Here is a 17,795-nt window from a genome sequence, read left to right as displayed (position 1 = left end):
CCATAATTTGACAGGCTTTCGAGACATTACCGAGCTCCTTGGCGAGATTCAACAAACCGACTTGGTGTTTGATAATAGGATTGCTAGTATGAATCATGAGAGTTACCTCGTGTTTTGTATAAGGATTCGACACCCATATAGCAAAGTCGGTAACTCTCAACCTTTCAAGGTTCAGTGTCAGATCACGTCGTGACTAATACACATGAAACGGGCGGGAATAGAAGGATTTCGATTCCATGACCTGCGCCACACGTGGGCTAGTTGGCTGATTCAATCTGGTGTCCCACTATCAGCATTGCAAGAAATGGGGGGATGGGAGAGCATAGAAATGGTTAAACGATATGCTCATTTATCCCCAGTGCATTTGCAAGAGCACGCGAAAAATATTGACAGTATTTTATGCGTGCATGACACGAATATGGCACGCAAGAAAGTTGTTGGAAATAATTAACGCTATAACCTATTAATTTAATTGGTGGGTCGTGGGAGGCTCGAACTCCCGACCAATTGATTAAGAGTCAACGGCTCTACCGACTGAGCTAACGACCCAACACGATTAATTATTCTCCAATGGCAACTGAGCGTCAATGGCCTATATCCATTTCTTTACTAATTGAATAAAATACGCACAGCAAACTCTTAACTAATTGGTCGAATTGTAATCACTCTGTTTTTCATGTGAAATCCTTCTGTTAATAGCGCGGTTGTCTATGTCAAAATGTTCTATTAAACACAGCTTGAGGGTATTAAGGCCATGCTGTGAGAATAAATTGGATACAACTATGGAAGAAAAAATACAACCCACTCACACTACTGAAACTGGAAGTTCGCACTTGCAGCGAAGTCTCACCAACCGACATATACAGCTAATCGCGATTGGTGGTGCCATCGGTACTGGCCTGTTTATGGGCTCAGGCAAAACTATCTCTCTTGCGGGGCCATCGATCATTTTTGTTTATATGATCATAGGCTTTATGCTGTTTTTTGTTATGCGTGCAATGGGAGAGTTATTACTTTCTAATTTGCACTATAAATCATTTAGCGATTTCTCCGCGGATTTACTAGGGCCGTGGGCTGGTTTTTTTGTAGGCTGGACTTATTGGTTCTGCTGGGTAATTACTGGTATAGCAGATATTGTAGCCATCACTGCTTATGTTGGATATTGGGTACCTGGCTTTCCAGAATGGGGAACTTCGCTTTTGTGTGTTCTGGTATTGCTTACTCTGAATCTCGCGACTGTTAAGCTGTTTGGAGAACTGGAGTTTTGGTTTGCCATGATCAAAATTATTGCCATTATTGCCTTGATTGTGACAGGAGGCATTTTGATTGGCATTAACTTTAAATCACCAGCAGGACATGTTGCAGCATTTTCTAATGTCTGGAATGACGGGGGGATGTTCCCTATGGGGTTAAGCGGATTTTTCGCCGGATTCCAGATCGCGATATTTGCTTTTGTTGGTATTGAGTTGGTGGGAACTGCCGCAGCGGAAACTAAAAACCCGATGAAATCTTTACCAAAAGCGATCAATGCTATTCCTATCCGTATTATCACGTTTTATGTATTGGCTTTGATTGTCATTATGTCAGTCACACCGTGGCGAGTCATTAGCGCGGATAAAAGTCCTTTTGTGGAATTGTTCGTTTTGATCGGATTACCCGCTGCTGCCAGCGTTGTTAACTTTGTGGTTTTGACTTCTGCGGCATCTTCGGCAAATAGTGGGGTTTTCTCCACTAGCCGGATGTTGTTCGGTTTGGCGAAAGAAGGAGATGCACCAAAGCAGTTTAGCCGTCTTTCCCGCCGTTCGGTTCCGGCATCAGGGTTGATCTTTACTTGTTTGTGTCTCTCATTTGGGGTCATTTTGATCTATTTTATCCCCGATGTGATGCGGGTTTTTACTCTAGTGACAACCGTTTCTGCGATCCTGTTTATGTTTATTTGGAGCATGATCTTATGTTCCTATCTGGTTTATAGAAAGCGTCGCCCAGAACTCCATCAAGCTTCGGTGTATAAAATGCCATTTGGTATTGTCATGTCTTGGGTATGCCTGGTTTTCTTTGCTTTTGTTTTGGTATTGCTTTCCTTGCAGTCAGATACTCGCCAGGCGTTACTAGCCACACCAATTTGGTTTATTATTCTAATGATCGGGTTTCAGATTGTGAAAAAGCGTAAAATCCGTCTTGCTCATTAAGTAAAAGAAGCCTGCTAATTAATCTGGATGGCCCAAATATTGGGCCATTTTTTCTCTTAAACAGGTATGATCGTACCTTGATGGAATCTAAGCTGCCATTGACCAGTTAAAGATGATAATTGCCAAATTGATGAACGAAGTGCTTGATTGAAAAGATTACCAGTTAGATCTATTTCATAAGACTGATAAGTTAGTAATACAATATTCTTATCAAGATGGTTTATAGAAAAATTTTTTGAGAAAAGCTGAAAATTAGTTTTTATTTCTGTAGTTAATGCATCAAAAACATCTTTTTTAGTATAAATATAACCTGATTTACTAATTTCTAGAAAATCATCGTGTAATACTATAACTAGCCAATCGGGATTATTTCTTTTTTTACCGTGAAGACTCACTTCAAGATTTTTGAGTAATTCAAAAGTAGCTACATTTTCCTGAACCATATGAACTCCAAAAAAATGGGTATGAAATAACTTCAGTGGAAGGCTGAATTATTACTTTAAATTAATAAATAGCGTTTCAAAATGATAGGAATATTCCTTACCCCGCGCGCCGCGCGGGGTAAGGAACTCCAGCATCTGATACCCTCAGTATTATGAAAACCTATTTATTTAACACGTTATTTACATTTGTTTTTTTATCAGGTAGTTATAAAGAGGACAAGTCAAAAAGAGGTGTGTATGGGAATTATAATAAGGGCAACTGAGCCAGAGGATGCTGAGCATTATCAACGAATTTTTAGCCACCCTGATGTTTACTTCAATACGTTACAACGACTATGTCCTTCGCATGAAATGTGGCGTGAACGTTTAAAATTAAATAAAACACAAGGGCATATTGATTTTGTGGCTGAAGTAGATGGCAAGATCGTGGGTACAATAGCGTTATTTACCTATGCTAATCCGAGACGCAGACATGCCGTGGGGATGGGTATTGGTGTTGATGCGGCTTATTTTGGTAAGGGTGTTGGTTCAAAGTTGATGGCTTTTACCATTGACTATGCATTCAATTGGTTAGGCTGTATCAGAATTGAACTGGAAGTTTTTACTGATAATGAAAAAGCGATTGCGCTGTATAAAAAATTTGGTTTTGAAGCTGAAGGCATACGGCGTATGCAGTCGTTTAGAAATGGTCAATATTGTGATGTGATGGGAATGGCATTAATCAATAGTCGATTTGCATGATGTTTTTAGAGTTTATAGTAGTAAATAATAAATTGACTCTTGGCAAATGGGATTTTGCAGAAAACTTGAAATATAAGACGGAGAAATACCTCTCCGTCTTATATAATCATTAATATACTAATGCGAAGAATATATACTCTTTTAAATAGGCCACATGGCTGTTCCAACAGGAACAACAGCTTTTTCTTGCATAATTTCAACAGCCTCTTCAAAAGTTTCTTCTTCAAACCATTCGCTTAATTCGATAGTGATATCTTCCATATTAACCTCAATTTTACTAAGTTTATGATGATTAGACTATATGACGAATAATTTATCTATGATATGTTGCAGGTAACAATGCTATATAATAATGAAGTGAAATGGATTGTAAATAAATATGTTGTGCAAAAATAAAAATGCTTTCATTTGGTGTAATGGTACGATTTTATAAAGATTTTACTGTTTAGTTGATTTGTTTAGATTTTGAAGTAACTGTATTGTTGTTTTTATTGGTTTCCCTATATCAAGTTGAATTTTATGAAATTATTGTCAACCTAAATATTAAATAATTTATCATGAAAAAAGTTCTTCTTATCAAAGAATAGCTTTCCTCCTTGAAAAATAAGATCTAAATGGTGGCTACCTATTGCACCGCCACCTAATCCAAGATGCAGGCCAGGATGCCGTTCTTCAAAACCAGCGTTTAAACCGTACAGCCTTTTAACACCATAGTTTGTCCCAATCCCAAATTCTTCAATCACACTATTGCTTGGATTTGCGGATAAATATTTGTCAAAATCTTGGGAGAAAATAGGATCACGGCATGTAAAGTTAATGACTTGGCTATGTTTTACTTTTATTTTGAAAAAATCTTTTACGACACCATATTTAATAGCAAAAGGGATAGTACTGAGAAAAGTACCACTAAAAGTGATACATCCTTCTAGATTGTGCAGTTTTGTTGCTATTTCACCAGGAGTGATATCATAACTATTTTTACCATCAATTGATGTCCATGATTGGTTTTCGTTAATCGTTGCGGTAAGAATACAATCATTCCCTTGTTCAAAGATAATTTGTTTACTTGCCATGGCAAGATTTATGAGTGATTGGTTTCTATTACTCATTATTTCTATTTTCTCAGAGAAAGCTTCATAAAAATGATCACCATAATCCTTAAAAATAATTGATTTTCGCCAATTCTCTTGCATGACTTGCCTTATGGGAGACAAAAACTGAGGCCCAGATGATGTAAAAGGTTTTAATGTTGATGAAAGATAAAAAAACATGAAAACATCACATTTTTCAATTTGTTCAATTAAAATTGATGAAGGGGTAGAATCGAGAGGCAGTAAGTAAGTTTCCAGCAAAGGGTATTCTGTTGTGGCACTTGAAATATTTTCAATAATATTCTTATGTTGCTCATCCCATCCAATTAATAAGTTAATAATTTCTCCATTTTCTGTCTTTTTATTGACTGAAGGATGATGAAACAAGTTAGAAAACATGTTTCTTATGCTTTTGTTTTTTTCATCAATGATTAACATAATCACCTCGTGATTGAAAACGAGAAAGTATCTCCTCATTTTTTCTATATATGAGTATATTGGTATATTAATAATAAAGAATATATCCCAATTTTAGAGAAAACACTTGGCTGCCCGATAGTGAAGATAGTGATATCTTTCATATTAATCTCGAATTTACCTAAGTCTACGACTATTAGGTTATATTATAAGTTATACCAATCCAACTTCAAGATACGTGTTATATTTCCCCGCTGCGCGGGGAAATATAAGGCCTCGCCTTGCGGATTGCAATTTGAATTTTATTGAGTATATCATAACCACATCATAACGTGAATAAATAGATTGTAAATAATATGCATGTAAAATATTTTTGATTTATTAAAAATATTAACTTATTTGGTTTATTTTTGGGTTTTTTATTTGGATGATTTTACTTCTGTTTCAGTTAATTAATTTCTTATCAGAGTATTTGTTAACTTGCTTTAACAGGTAATCCTATAGAGACCGATATAATCGGATAGGAAAGATTTATTTATATTTAATATCTTAATATAAGTTTAAACGGGAGCCTGGCCGATAGCGATTGATTAGACAGGAACCCGGATTGAAATTAGTATATCCAGCATGGCTAACATAGTATGCCCGTTTGGTGTGACCGTCCTGACAGTTTATCCTGATTTTGAAAAACCACATCTGCCAAAAAATCTGCCACTTTCCGTATTCTGGGGGAATGGGCTAAATCAGATTGAATAACAAGCCAGATGGGTTTATCTATGCCTAATTCAGGCGAAATACACGTAAGCCCTGCACCATTGGCTGCAATATGAGGCAGCACGACTAATCCCAGGCCCGCAGTTGCTGCTGCAATTTGAGAACAAATCGAAGTTGTTGCGACTGAAAGAGAACGTCCTTGTAAGACTTGTTTAAGCCAGTTAACGGAAGGAAATTGCGAGTATTCACTTGTCCAGCCAATAAAATGGGCGTCGTTATATTCCCCTCTAAATATATCGGAAGTGCAGGTGGCTAAATAGGCTTCGCTTCCATAAAGGCCAAACCCCAGCGTTCCTAGTTGTCGGACATTGACATGGCCTTGTTCCGGTCTGATGATACGAAGAGCTAAATCAGCATCACGGCGGTGAAGGTTTACTGTGTAATTATCCGTTGTGATTTCTAATGTCAGGTTTGGATGATTTTTTTGTAAGGTCGGCAAGTTTGGCATAATTAAATAATTGGAGAGTGTTTCAAGTGTTGCAAGGCGTACATTGCCGGCAATAGTTGCTCGTAGATCGGCTTCAAACAGAAATGAATTTGCTGCCATCTCCATGGCTTTGGCTTTTCCCAATAGTTCTGCGCCATCTTCTGTTAGTTGATAACCTGTTTGATGCCGCAAAAATAACGGCATTCCAAAGGTATTTTCCAGACGTTCAATTTTTCTCGATACCGTTGCCACGCCAATACCAAGAAGCTCAGCCGCTTTACTGATAGTACCTGCTCGTTCGATTGCCAGGAATATTCGAATATCATCCCAAATAAGTGATTGCATGATTTGTTTTCCATTTCTGAAAATTTGATTATCAATTTTGCCTAACTATTTCAATTTTAAAAGATGCCACAATGATTTTACCAAGGATCACTTTGCTTAAGATAAATCAAGATAGGGTAATGAATATGAAAACAACTCCACAGTCAGCAGTTGTACTGACGTTAATTGCAACATTCTTTTGGGGATCAAATTTTCAGGTAACAAAATTTGCACTGGCGAGTTTGCCACCGTGGACAGCTTCTGTTGAGCGTTTTTTCTATGCAGTTATCTGTATTTTTATTTTTTTGCATGGAAAGAGGGGATTCACGGCAAGGTTTTGAAGCAAAACTGGTGGGCATTTATTGTTCTTGGGGCGATTGGTGTGGCGGGATTTAATGGGGCATTTTTTGTTGCTCTTCAAAGTTCCAACCCCGTTACGGCGGCGTTGATTGTGGCAACGACGCCTATCTCTGCCAACATTCTGGAAGCGATTATAAATCGTCGGTTACCTGGATTGATGAGAGTTATTGGTATGGCGATCAGTTTGTTGGGAGTTGCTTTAGTTATTACCAACGGTGAATTGATTTTGGGAGGTGTCTCTCAGATAGTAGCCGGCGATATAATCATTTTTATGGGAAGTCTTGGTTGGTCAATTTACACAGTGGGAACACGGATCTTTGTCAAAGATGCGACGCCATTGGCGACTACGAGCTGGACGATGCTTTTTGGTGCGATCATATTAGTGTTTATTGCGATTTTTGTGGAGTCGCCAATAACTGCATTATCTTCTGGAACATTTGAAAGCCATTTGGCCTGTCTTTATATAGGTATTGGTGGTTCTACAATTGCCTATCTTTTTTGGAATATGGGGGTTGCTATTCGTGGAGCAGGAAAAACGGCAGTATTTTTTAACTTTGTTCCCATGTTTGCACTCATTATACAGCTAATGATGGGAAATATCCCCAGCTTGCCACAAATGATTGGTGTTGTTATCACTATTGTGGGTGTGCTCTTGGGGCAGGGAATATTGAGTAATGTCCGGTTCATGAACATTGATAAAAATAAAAACTAACATACAATCACCATGGTAACTAATTTATTAGTGGAGATCTGGTATGGAAAAATTTACTGATAAATTAATTAGCTTTGACCGATTTCTTTTACGGATACTGCGCTTTCTTTTGCATGCATTCATTATCTTTCTGATCGGTATTATTCCTGGTGTGCTGGGTTTTTTCTTGATCGAAAGCCATGCTATTCCTGATGCAATACTAAATTCAGTTTCAATGATTGGAACACAAAACTTGCATATTGAACCCGTCAGTACCCTAGGAAAATATTTTGCGGCCATTTATGGACTGTTCCTTCAAGCTATCTTTTTTATCGCAGTGGGTATGGTGGTGACGCCTTTTGTCCACCGAATACTGCACAACTGGCACATTGATGATGAAGAGGATAACGAAGATATGAAAAAATAAATAACTATTTTTCTGCTATCTATCAAGCCATAACTTGAAGCTTCCAGAACTTATTTGTATCGCTAAAAATTAGAGAGTTATTATAGTGAATAGGGTATTTTTAATGAAATATAGTGGTAGATTTATTCGATCTCAGACATAAAATTTCCCCCTATAAACTTATTATAGAGAGTTAAGTAATGAATAAAGGTCATTGTTTATGCGGTGCGGTAAGTGTGAAAACCAATCAACGCATTGAAGATATTAACGTATGTCATTGTAAAACGTGTCAAAAATGGAATGGAGGTCCATTTTTATCTGTGGATTGTAAGGATGATCTAAAAATAGAGGGAGCTGAAAATATTTCAACATATTCGTCATCCGAATGGGCAGAACGCGCTTTCTGTAACAGATGCGGCACACATCTTTTTTACCACCTGCATCAACCAAGCGTTTATTATGTTCCAGTTGCTTTGTTTGAGAATAGTCATTCGTGTAAATTATCTCGCCAAATTTATGTGGACAGTAAGCCAGCATATTATAACTTTGTTGAAAAAACCCCTATGCTGACTAAAGCAGATGTCCTTAATTTATTTAAATAATCATTGCAATATGGGGGAAGTAATACCCTCATATTGTTCTGGATTAAAATGGATTGCTATAAATAATAATAGAGATATGTTTTTAACAAAATATTAAATGAAATCAATTGACGATATGTTTATTTCATTTCATTGATATGTAACAATTTTCTTTCTGTTTTGCACTAATGTTAGTATAATCTGCTATCTCATCCAAAAGGTTTTGATCTCACTCGAGAGAGAATGTTATTTTTTGTCAATTTATCTTATGAAAATCATAAAGATAAACTCAGCGTGGCCGTTTTGTTTTGGAGTTTATTAATTTTATCATTATTGTGGATATTACGTTAGTGGAGATGTTGTTTGATTAATGTTTTATTAGTTGATGACCATGAACTGGTGCGCATTGGTGTGAAAGGCGTCCTTGATGATATAAAAGGGATAAAAGTCGTAGGAGAAGCCAGTAGTGGAGAAGATGCGGTCAGATGGTGTAGATCAAACAGCACGGATATTGTCATGATGGATATGGGAATGCCCGGTATTGGAGGCTTGGAGGCGGCTAAAAAAATCATCCGTTATTCACCTGATACACGAGTGATTATGCTAACTATCCATACTGAAAGTTCTTTGCCCACAAAAGTGATGCAAGCCGGGGTTAGGGGATATTTGAGCAAAGCTGCAGCTCCTCAGGATATGATCAATGCAATTCGAGCTGTTTATGCTGGCCAGCGCTACATTTCCTCGGACATTGCCCAGCAGATGGCACTCAACCAGTTATCACCCGTAAAAGAAAACCCGTTGGATGAACTTTCGGAGCGGGAATTACAGATCATGACAATGATAACTCAGGGGCGCAAAGTGAATGAGATTTCTGAGTTGCTTAATCTGAGCCCAAAAACAGTGAATAGTTACCGCTATAGGATGTTCAGTAAACTAAATATCAAAGGTGATGTAGAATTGACCCATATAGCAATACGCTGTGGATTGCTTGATGCGCAGAATATGGTAACCCACGGTGGGTAATAAGATTTGATGGGTGATCAGTCATGGCGGAACTATTTAATTCAAAGGCATTTTTAAAAACCGTTACCAGTCAGCCGGGCGTCTACCGCATGTATGATATCACTGGAACAGTGATCTATGTTGGTAAAGCTAAGGATCTAAAAAAACGCTTATCTAGCTATTTTAGGGTACAAGTTAGTAGTCGAAAAACAGAATCACTAGTGAAAAATATCGTCCAGGTAGACGTCACCGTTACCCATACAGAAACAGAGGCGCTCCTGCTCGAGCATAACTATATCAAGCAGTATCAGCCTCGCTACAATGTATTACTGAGAGATGATAAATCTTATCCTTATATTTTCTTGAGTAGTGATATCCATCCCCGTTTAACCTTATATCGTGGCGCCAGGCATGCGAAAGGAGAATACTTCGGCCCATTCCCCAATTCTCATGCAATACGTGACACTTTGGCTTTATTGCAGAAACTATTTCCTATTCGCCAATGTGAAGACAATGTGTATCGCAATCGTTCAAGGCCTTGTTTGCAATATCAGATTGGACGCTGCCTTGCCCCTTGTGTTAAGGGATTTGTAACAGATGAAGAATATCAGCAGCAAGTTGAATACGTCCGCTTGTTTTTGGCGGGGAAAGATCAGCATGTATTGGATGCGCTGGTTGAAAAAATGGAAAAAGCGAGTCAACAACTTAAATTTGAAGAGGCTGCCCGTTATCGCGATCAGATCCAAGCAGTACGGCAAGTTACGGAACGACAATTTGTTTCCGGAGAAGGTGATGATCTTGATGTTATTAGCGTCGCTTTTGAAGCGGGAGTGGCCTGTGTGCATGTTTTATTTATCCGTCAGGGTAAGATATTGGGCAGCCGAAGTTATTATCCCAAAATTCCGGCTGATACGAAATTAGATGAAGTAGTGCAAACTTTCCTTGGTCAATTCTATCTCCAAGGAAGCCAAAACAGGACGTTGCCAACCGAAATTTTGTTGGATTTTGCATTACCTGAAAAAGACCTATTGGAAAAATCACTTGCTGAAATATCGGGCAGAAAAATCTATATCCAGGCACGGCCAAGGGGCGATAGAGCGCGTTACTTAAAATTAGCACGTACTAATGCCGCTACAGCTTTGATTACCAAACTTTCCCAACAATCGACAATTCACCAGCGATTAGAATCACTGACCACATTTACCGGCCTTGAAAAAATCCAACGTATGGAATGTTTCGACATCAGTCACACGATGGGAGAACAAACTGTTGCATCATGTGTTGTTTTTGATGCTAATGGCCCGGTTCGTGCAGAATACCGACGCTATAATATTACAGGTATCACTCCAGGGGATGATTATGCTGCGATGAATCAAGTCTTGCGTCGTCGCTATAGCAAAGCTATCGATCAGACAAAAATTCCGGACATTATTTTTATTGATGGTGGAAAAGGGCAGCTTGCGCGTGCGATTGAAGTTTTCGATTCTTTGGAGGTTGAATGGAATAAAAAGTATCCTAAGCTAATTGGCGTTGCGAAAGGCAGTGATCGTAAGGCTGGGTTAGAAACCCTATTTTTTGAAGCGGAAGGGGAAGGGATGGCACTTCCTCCTGATTCACCTGCGTTACACGTTATTCAACATATTCGTGATGAATCTCACAACCATGCCATTACAGGGCATCGTCAGCGTCGGGAAAAAGTAAAAAAGACCAGTACATTGGAGTCGATTGATGGTATTGGGCCAAAACGTAGACAAATGTTACTTAAATATATGGGTGGATTACAGCCTTTACGCAACGCAAGTGTAGAAGAGATCGCAAAAGTGCCTTCTATCTCTTATGCACTGGCAGAAAAAATCTATAATGCGTTGAAACACTAGAAGTAATGATGCACCATACTGATAAACTTAACTTGGCCAGACAGTTACTAAGCATTATGCAATTAAATATTCCAACATGGCTTACCCTATTTCGTATTGCCTTAATTCCATTCTTTGTTTTGGCATTTTACTTGCCATTCCAATGGGCACCGATGTTATGTGCCATTATCTTTATTATCGCTGCTGCAACAGATTGGTTTGATGGTTTTCTTGCCCGTTTGTGGAAACAGACGACGCGTTTTGGCGCATTTCTTGACCCGGTAGCGGATAAAGTTATGGTGGCTACTGCGTTGGTACTGATTGCAGAACATTACCATACGTGGTGGATCACGCTGCCTGCTGCGACGATGATTGCTCGTGAGATCATCATATCTTCTCTGCGTGAGTGGATGGCGGAATTGGGAAAACGCAGTAGTGTCGCTGTTTCTTGGATGGGAAAAATAAAAACTACAGCACAAATGGCGGCATTGGTTGCCTTATTATGGCGTCCTTGCATTGAACTAGAAGTGGGAGGGTTCGTCCTATTATACGCTGCTGCGGTCTTGACATTCTGGTCAATGTTTCAATATTTGAGCGCTGCATGGGACGATTTGCGTGAAAGTTGATCCAGATGACGTAAAAATCATCGAACGAACGAGTTTTATAAATAATTGTGTTGACTCATTTCGTGAAGTAAGTAGAATGCAACGCATCGAACGGCACATGAGATTTACGAAACAAGTTAAGTAAATCAAGCGGTTCGGAAAGGCGGGAATAGCTCAGTTGGTAGAGCACGACCTTGCCAAGGTCGGGGTCGCGAGTTCGAGTCTCGTTTCCCGCTCCAAGAAAGGCGCGTTGGCAGAGTGGCCATGCAGCGGATTGCAAATCCGCCCACCTCGGTTCGACTCCGGGACGCGCCTCCAAATTTAGCCCAGGTGGTGAAATCGGTAGACACAAGGGATTTAAAATCCCTCGGCTGTAAGGCTGTGCGGGTTCAAGTCCCGCCCTGGGCACCATAATAAGTTTACTAACGTCTACTCTAGTCTATTGCAATCAATATGCACATCGGGGCATAATCAGGGGCATCCTCACTTCTATTTTAAATGTGCCCCTTATAATGAAACTAAACGCACGACTTATCGAAACAGCAAAACCTAAAGAAAAAACCTACAAACTCGCTGATGGCGGCGGCCTATATCTGGAAGTTACTGCTCGCGGCTCTAAGTACTGGCGCATGAAATACTATCGCCCCACGGATAAAAAAGAAGACCGACTGGCTTTCGGTGTCTATCCTATCGTCTCCTTAGCCGATGCTCGCGCCAGGCGAGATGAAGCCAAGAAGCTGATTGCTCAGGGCATTGATCCCAAAGCTGAGAAAAAAGAGGCACATGCTGGAGCAAAGGGAAAACATACCTTTGAAAAAGTCGCCCGTGACTGGCACGCCAGCAATAAACGTTGGAGTGAAGATCACGGCAACCGTATCATGCGCAGCCTTGAGCATTATATTTTCCCGCATATTGGCAGGCTAGATATTTCCACTTTGCGGACAAGCCAGCTTTTAGCCCCGATCAAAACCGTTGATGTTGATGGTAAACATGACATTGCCCAACGGTTACAACAACGTGTGACCTCCATCATGCGCTACGCCGTCCAGAACGATATTCTTGAATCAAACCCGGCTAATGATATGGCTGGCGCACTTTCTACTGTCAAAGCCAAACACCACCCCGCTCTGCCTCACGAACGTTTACCCGAATTTTTAACTCGCCTTTCTCGCTATCATGGACGTTTGATCACTCGCATTGCGGTAGAACTGACATTACTAACCTTTGTCCGTTCCAGTGAACTGCGATTTGCCCGTTGGGAAGAAATAGACTTTGAAAATGCGGTCTGGAAAATTCCCGCCACAAGAAAAGCCATTGAAGGGGTTAAATTCTCTGAACGGGGCATGAAAATGAAAACTGAGCACATTGTTCCGTTGAGTCGTCAGGCTGTCGCTCTGTTCAAATCATTGCGTGAATTAAGCGGCGATTGTGAAGTGATGTTCCCTAACGATCATGATCCGCAAAAAGTCATGAGCGAAAGCACCGTCAATAATGCCCTGCGTGGCATGGGGTACGACACCAAAACAGACGTTTGCGGTCATGGATTCCGAACAATGGCTCGCGGTGCAATGGGGGAATCGGGATTATGGAACGATGATGCCATCGAACGCCAGTTAAGCCATGTGGAAAGAAAGAACGTCAGAGCCGCCTATATTCACACCTCTAAACATCTGGACGAACGGCGGCTGATGGTGCAATGGTGGGCGGATTATCTGGATTCAAACCGGGAAAAACATATCACACCGTATGATTTTGCGAAAAAACGCCGGAAATAACATGGAGTAATGCTCAGGACGTATTGAGTTCATGATGATTTTTTAGACTTTGTTGGCACTGCCAACAGAGTCTACTTTTCACACAATACATAGCCAGCTAAAAACTCCGCATCCTACCCTTTATTATGGCAATCATCATGTGATGTTTTTTTAACTTTTGCTGGCAGTGCCAGCATAGCCTGTTTTTTATGCAGTGCATAAACAGGTAAGAATTCCATATTTTGATCTTGTCAATGAATTATCTTATCTTTCTTTTGATTAACCTTTATGCAAAAGGTGTTTTTTTAAACTTTGTTGCCCAGGACAACAAAGACTATTTTTAATACAGTGTGTAATCAACTAAAAATCCTATACTCCAACCACTCATATATTTTCCTTATTTTTCATTTAATTAAATTTACCATTACATCTATATATGGTGTTTTTTTAGTCTGCTGTGCCCGTGGCACACAAGATTGCTTTTTATACAGTCAATAGATAGCAATTAATTTTACGAATTGGTTAAAGAGTTTACGCTTTCAATTAAACAGAATTTTTAAATAATCCTCTGTCATCAAATAACGTCTACCAAGATATTTCAAGGACTCGATAATAGGGGGTAACATGCCAACAATGACAACATCTAAAGAAAGTCTTATTCGCCTGCCAGAAGTTCAGCGCAGAACGGGCTACAGCAAGGCATGGATCTACAGGCTTATTAAAGAAGATAAATTCCCGAAACAAGTCAAAATTGGTCCTCGTTCGGTTGCGTTTGTTGAATCAGAAATTGATGGCTGGGTCGATCAGCGTATTGCTGAATCCCGTTCCTGATAGCGTGCTGACTGAATTTTGGTGCATCAGTTCACGATGCAGGTAATCCATTCATTGAGAGATAGACAAATCTTGCAATTGTTATTTAAACGAAAAAAGGATAGCGGTATGGGAGCTATCCTCCTGACTAACTGTTGGTTGGTTCAACCTTTGGGGTCAATACCACGCGATTGGAGTTCTTTACGGAGTATGCGCTTGATCCATGTAGCAAGGGAAGCATCACCATCGGCTTTTGCTTGTTCTTCAATTTGTTGCCTGAATGCTTCCGTTAATCTCATTTGGTATTGTGGAGATCGTTTTTCTTTTTGTGTTGACATGGTAATTACCCAAGGATATTTTAAATTACATGGTAATGACCATTTTAATTTTAGTAACCAAATAAAACAACGCCCCGTAGTGCTCGCAACACATACAGGGCGTCTGACCAATAACCGTTGAGAGATAACGATAATGGCTGATACGCAGCATAACCAAACTCGCCCTAAATTTACATCTTCAGATAAAACAGACGGACAAAAACCGCCTGATCTGATTCAGACCGTGAAAAGATCCGCTATGTATCATTGGGAAAATCTGTTGCCTGAATGCGGCATCGACATTCCCACAAAGGGGAAACATGGCGCTTGCCCTGTCTGCGGCGGTACTGACCGTTTTCACTTTATTGACGACCATCATCACGGCAACTGGCACTGTCGCCAGTGTGATGCCCCGAACTATGGAGATGGTCTGGATTTAGTGGCAAAAACCAAAGGGATCTCGATTCTTGAAGCAGCAAAAGTTATTGCGGATACGCTGGCATTGCCTTTGCCAGAACCCAAGCCAACTAGGGAAAGCATTCAAACAACACAGTCGCTTGTTGAAAGAGTGACGGCACTGATGGCGCAAACTGTCGCCGGACAATCTCCCTACCTGACCGCAAAAGGGCTGCATTGCCTTGGTCAGCGGCTGCTGTCCGATAATTCGATAGTGTTGACACTGACAACATTGGATAAAAAAGTCACAGGCGCACAGATCATTAAGCCCAATGGCGAGAAAAAATTACTCTCTGGCAGCCAGAAGAAAGGATCATTTATTGCCTTAGCAAAGCTAGAAGAATATTCCGATACAGTAATCATTACCGAAGGTTATGCCACTGCGCTCACAGTTAACCAACTCTATAAAAGTATTGTTCTGGCGGCACTGGATGCAGGTAATTTGCTCTCTGTCGCTCAATCAGTTCGGGAACGATGGCTTGACACGAAAATTATCTTTGCTGCTGATAATGACTGGCACAGCCCCGGCGAGCTAGATAAGAACGGCAAACCAAAAGTGAATATCGGCAAGATCTCGGCAGAAAAAGCTGCCCTTGTGGTTAATGGTTGGGTCACATTGCCACCTACAGAGTATAAAGCTGATTGGGACGATTATCGCCAACAACACGGTGTGGAAATGGCAAAGCTGGCCTTTTCTCAGGCACTTTATCAACCGATATCAACCAAGAAGAAAGCAACCACTCAGCCCAATGATGCCGGGCCTTCAAAGTTGACATTATGCCAGATGGGAGCCAGCCAGCGCGGGGAAGTGCTACTGGCACGTTATGACGGCAATTTGGCACTGGATGGCGCTTCGGAAAGCGTTCATCACTATGATGGTATTGTCTGGTGTCCGGTCAGTGACCGTGATTTAAAACGGGAAATGGTGGCGGCCTTTATGGAAGAAAAGCTGCCGTACTCACCGCATGGTATTAGCTCTGCCGTGGATGCCCTGAAATTACAGCTTCCCATGATGCAACCGCCAAAACGCTACTTAATCGGGTTCAATAATGGCGTGTTTGACCTGAAAACCTGCCAGTTCCGGTCGCATCGTAAAAGTGACTGGCTGCTACTTGCTAATGATGTTGAATTCAATTCCCCCATTTCGGGGAACCCTGAAAAACCATGCACCACGGTTCTGGCACTGGCTGAATCGGGCAACAGCCAACTGTGAAAACAAGTTTAGTCGTGTATTGGCGGCACTGTTTATGGTGCTGGCGAACCGTTATGATTGGCAGTTTTTTCTGGAAGTCACTGGTGCCGGAGGCAGTGGCAAAAGTATCTTTGCTGAAATCTGCGCTATGCTGGCAGGCAAAGGCAACACCGTTTCCGCCAGTATGGCTGCTCTGGAAAACCCACGGGAACGGGCGTTGATTGTCGGATATTCGCTGATTATCCTGCCAGACCAGACTCGCTATGTAGGTGACGGCTCCGGCATCAAAGCCATTACAGGCGGCGATGAAGTTGCCATCGATCCGAAGCACAAACAGCCCTATTCAACCCGTATTCCTGCTGTCGTGCTGGCAGTGAACAATAACGCAATGAGTTTCAGTGATCGCAGTGGTGGTGTGTCGCGGCGTCGGGTGATTTTCAACTTTTCCGAAGTTATACCGGAAAATGAACGTGATCCACGCCTGCGGGATAAAATTGCGGCGGAATTGCCTGTGATTATCCGACATCTGCTGCATCGGTTCGCTGATCCACAGATAGCGAGGCGTTTACTGACGGAGCAACAGAAATCAGAAGAAGCGCTGGATATCAAACGCGGCACCGATCCACTGGTCGATTTCTGCGGCCATCTGATTGCGTCCGATGAAGCTGACTGCCTGTTAATCGGCAATGCGGAAATTATGCCGTTCAATCCCCGCAAATACCTTTATCACGCCTACCTTGCTTATATGAAAGGCAATAACCTGAATAGACCTGTTTCCGTAACGCGTTTTGGCATGGATATGCCGGGCGCACTGGCAGAGTATGGGCTGCATTATCTGCGCAAGAAAAGCAAATACGGCATTCGCAGCAATATGAACCTCAATGTCGACACCGCTAATGAATGGATGCCAAAACTAACAAGGAATGACCAGCCAGAAGAATAATTTTTTCTTATACAGGCATTTTTCAAAGAAATATAAAAAAGTGTTCACCATTATTCACTCTGTAATTTAAACCAGATATATCAACCTATTATAGGGTTGATAGTTATTTTTAAACTGTTCGCAAGTATTCAACCCTGTTCACCATTTTTTCAAGTTTGAGGTGAAGGGTTAGTTGAAGAGTAATGATGAGTTTGATTTCAGGTTATCACCACTTAATGGCATGAATTTAAACAAAAATATTTAAAAGTGAATAGGTGAACAGTTTTATCACTAATTCTTTAATAGGGTGGGTTAAATAAGAATTTTTTCTGGCAGGTGTTTTTTTAGCTCTCCGAGTTACCGGGCTAATACATTACCCCGGTAACTCGGAGAAGACAAGCGCAGCGCGTCAGTGACGTCATCAGTAAAAATGGTTA

At 40.8% G+C, this 17,795-nt stretch carries 14 protein-coding genes, 4 tRNA genes and 3 pseudogenes; 16 read left to right on the top strand and 5 right to left on the bottom strand.

Annotated features, from left to right (window positions below):
• Positions 1 to 196: 196 nt before the first annotated feature.
• Positions 197 to 451: pseudogene (locus tag IQ209_RS13250) on the top strand (tyrosine-type recombinase/integrase); the annotation flags it as partial.
• A 22-nt stretch (positions 452 to 473) separates the two neighbouring features.
• On the opposite strand, the gene IQ209_RS13245 reads toward IQ209_RS13250, so the two are convergent.
• Positions 474 to 549, bottom strand: a tRNA-Lys gene (locus tag IQ209_RS13245).
• Between the two features lie 233 nt (positions 550 to 782).
• On the opposite strand from IQ209_RS13245, the gene cycA reads away from it, so the two are divergent.
• A complete protein-coding gene (gene cycA / locus IQ209_RS13240; protein WP_193851742.1) occupies positions 783 to 2,189 on the top strand; it encodes a D-serine/D-alanine/glycine transporter in 1,407 nt (468 codons plus the stop codon).
• 56 nt (positions 2,190 to 2,245) lie between these two features.
• On the opposite strand, the gene IQ209_RS13235 is transcribed toward cycA, so the two are convergent.
• Positions 2,246 to 2,632, bottom strand: coding sequence for a DUF4440 domain-containing protein (locus IQ209_RS13235; protein ID WP_193851741.1), 387 nt, complete (start codon positions 2,630 to 2,632; stop codon positions 2,246 to 2,248).
• A 237-nt stretch (positions 2,633 to 2,869) separates the two neighbouring features.
• Here IQ209_RS13235 and IQ209_RS13230 point away from each other — a divergent pair, with 237 nt between their 5' ends.
• Positions 2,870 to 3,373 (top strand): GNAT family N-acetyltransferase, encoded by a 504-nt coding sequence (locus tag IQ209_RS13230; protein WP_193851740.1) that lies wholly within the window; start codon positions 2,870 to 2,872, stop codon positions 3,371 to 3,373.
• 536 nt (positions 3,374 to 3,909) lie between these two features.
• Here the strand turns inward: IQ209_RS13230 and IQ209_RS13225 are convergent.
• Entirely contained in the window at positions 3,910 to 4,902 is a 993-nt protein-coding gene (locus IQ209_RS13225; RefSeq protein WP_193851739.1) for a leucyl aminopeptidase, read from the bottom strand.
• Positions 4,903 to 5,512: 610 nt separating this feature from the next.
• On the bottom strand, positions 5,513 to 6,427 hold the full coding sequence (locus IQ209_RS13220) for a LysR family transcriptional regulator (RefSeq protein ID WP_193851738.1): 915 nt from the start codon (positions 6,425 to 6,427) through the stop codon (positions 5,513 to 5,515).
• A gap of 71 nt (positions 6,428 to 6,498) precedes the next feature.
• Between IQ209_RS13220 and IQ209_RS18780 the strand changes: the two are divergent.
• The 12 genes and pseudogenes from IQ209_RS18780 to IQ209_RS13165 form a co-directional block, all read left to right on the top strand.
• A pseudogene (locus IQ209_RS18780) lies at positions 6,499 to 6,914 on the top strand (DMT family transporter); the annotation flags it as partial.
• Between the two features lie 9 nt (positions 6,915 to 6,923).
• The gene (locus tag IQ209_RS18365) at positions 6,924 to 7,478 is read left to right on the top strand and encodes a DMT family transporter (RefSeq protein ID WP_370588420.1); all 555 of its coding nucleotides are present in this window, start codon (positions 6,924 to 6,926) and stop codon (positions 7,476 to 7,478) included.
• 43 nt (positions 7,479 to 7,521) lie between these two features.
• On the top strand, positions 7,522 to 7,884 hold the full coding sequence (locus IQ209_RS13210) for a hypothetical protein (RefSeq protein ID WP_193851737.1): 363 nt from the start codon (positions 7,522 to 7,524) through the stop codon (positions 7,882 to 7,884).
• A 179-nt stretch (positions 7,885 to 8,063) separates the two neighbouring features.
• Positions 8,064 to 8,465 (top strand): GFA family protein, encoded by a 402-nt coding sequence (locus tag IQ209_RS13205; protein WP_193851736.1) that lies wholly within the window; start codon positions 8,064 to 8,066, stop codon positions 8,463 to 8,465.
• Between the two features lie 342 nt (positions 8,466 to 8,807).
• The gene (gene uvrY, locus IQ209_RS13200) at positions 8,808 to 9,467 is read left to right on the top strand and encodes a UvrY/SirA/GacA family response regulator transcription factor (RefSeq protein WP_193851735.1); all 660 of its coding nucleotides are present in this window, start codon (positions 8,808 to 8,810) and stop codon (positions 9,465 to 9,467) included.
• A gap of 23 nt (positions 9,468 to 9,490) precedes the next feature.
• On the top strand, positions 9,491 to 11,323 hold the full coding sequence (gene uvrC, locus IQ209_RS13195) for an excinuclease ABC subunit UvrC (RefSeq protein ID WP_193851734.1): 1,833 nt from the start codon (positions 9,491 to 9,493) through the stop codon (positions 11,321 to 11,323).
• 56 nt (positions 11,324 to 11,379) lie between these two features.
• The gene (gene pgsA / locus IQ209_RS13190) at positions 11,380 to 11,928 is read left to right on the top strand and encodes a CDP-diacylglycerol--glycerol-3-phosphate 3-phosphatidyltransferase (protein WP_193851745.1); all 549 of its coding nucleotides are present in this window, start codon (positions 11,380 to 11,382) and stop codon (positions 11,926 to 11,928) included.
• Between the two features lie 142 nt (positions 11,929 to 12,070).
• Positions 12,071 to 12,146 (top strand) — tRNA-Gly (locus tag IQ209_RS13185).
• 5 nt (positions 12,147 to 12,151) lie between these two features.
• Positions 12,152 to 12,225: transfer RNA gene (locus tag IQ209_RS13180), tRNA-Cys, on the top strand.
• A 6-nt stretch (positions 12,226 to 12,231) separates the two neighbouring features.
• Positions 12,232 to 12,318 (top strand) — tRNA-Leu (locus tag IQ209_RS13175).
• A 101-nt stretch (positions 12,319 to 12,419) separates the two neighbouring features.
• Positions 12,420 to 13,682 carry an integrase arm-type DNA-binding domain-containing protein gene (locus tag IQ209_RS13170; RefSeq protein WP_193851733.1) on the top strand — a complete coding sequence of 421 codons (1,263 nt, stop codon included), beginning with the start codon at positions 12,420 to 12,422 and terminating at the stop codon, positions 13,680 to 13,682.
• 603 nt (positions 13,683 to 14,285) lie between these two features.
• Entirely contained in the window at positions 14,286 to 14,492 is a 207-nt protein-coding gene (locus IQ209_RS13165) for an AlpA family transcriptional regulator (protein WP_193851732.1), read from the top strand.
• A gap of 143 nt (positions 14,493 to 14,635) precedes the next feature.
• On the opposite strand, the gene IQ209_RS13160 is transcribed toward IQ209_RS13165, so the two are convergent.
• Complete coding sequence (locus tag IQ209_RS13160; RefSeq protein WP_193851731.1) at positions 14,636 to 14,809, bottom strand: hypothetical protein; 174 nt, start codon at positions 14,807 to 14,809, stop codon at positions 14,636 to 14,638.
• Positions 14,810 to 15,047: 238 nt separating this feature from the next.
• On the opposite strand from IQ209_RS13160, the pseudogene IQ209_RS13155 reads away from it, so the two are divergent.
• Positions 15,048 to 17,379: pseudogene (locus IQ209_RS13155) on the top strand (DUF5906 domain-containing protein).
• Positions 17,380 to 17,795: the final 416 nt, after the last annotated feature.

Origin of the sequence: Xenorhabdus sp. BG5 (assembly GCF_015163665.1) — a bacterium.
In the GTDB taxonomy this organism is placed as follows: Bacteria; Pseudomonadota; Gammaproteobacteria; order Enterobacterales; family Enterobacteriaceae; genus Xenorhabdus.
The sequence above is the reverse complement of the archived record's forward strand: the minus strand, read 5'-3'. Positions and strand labels throughout refer to the sequence as shown.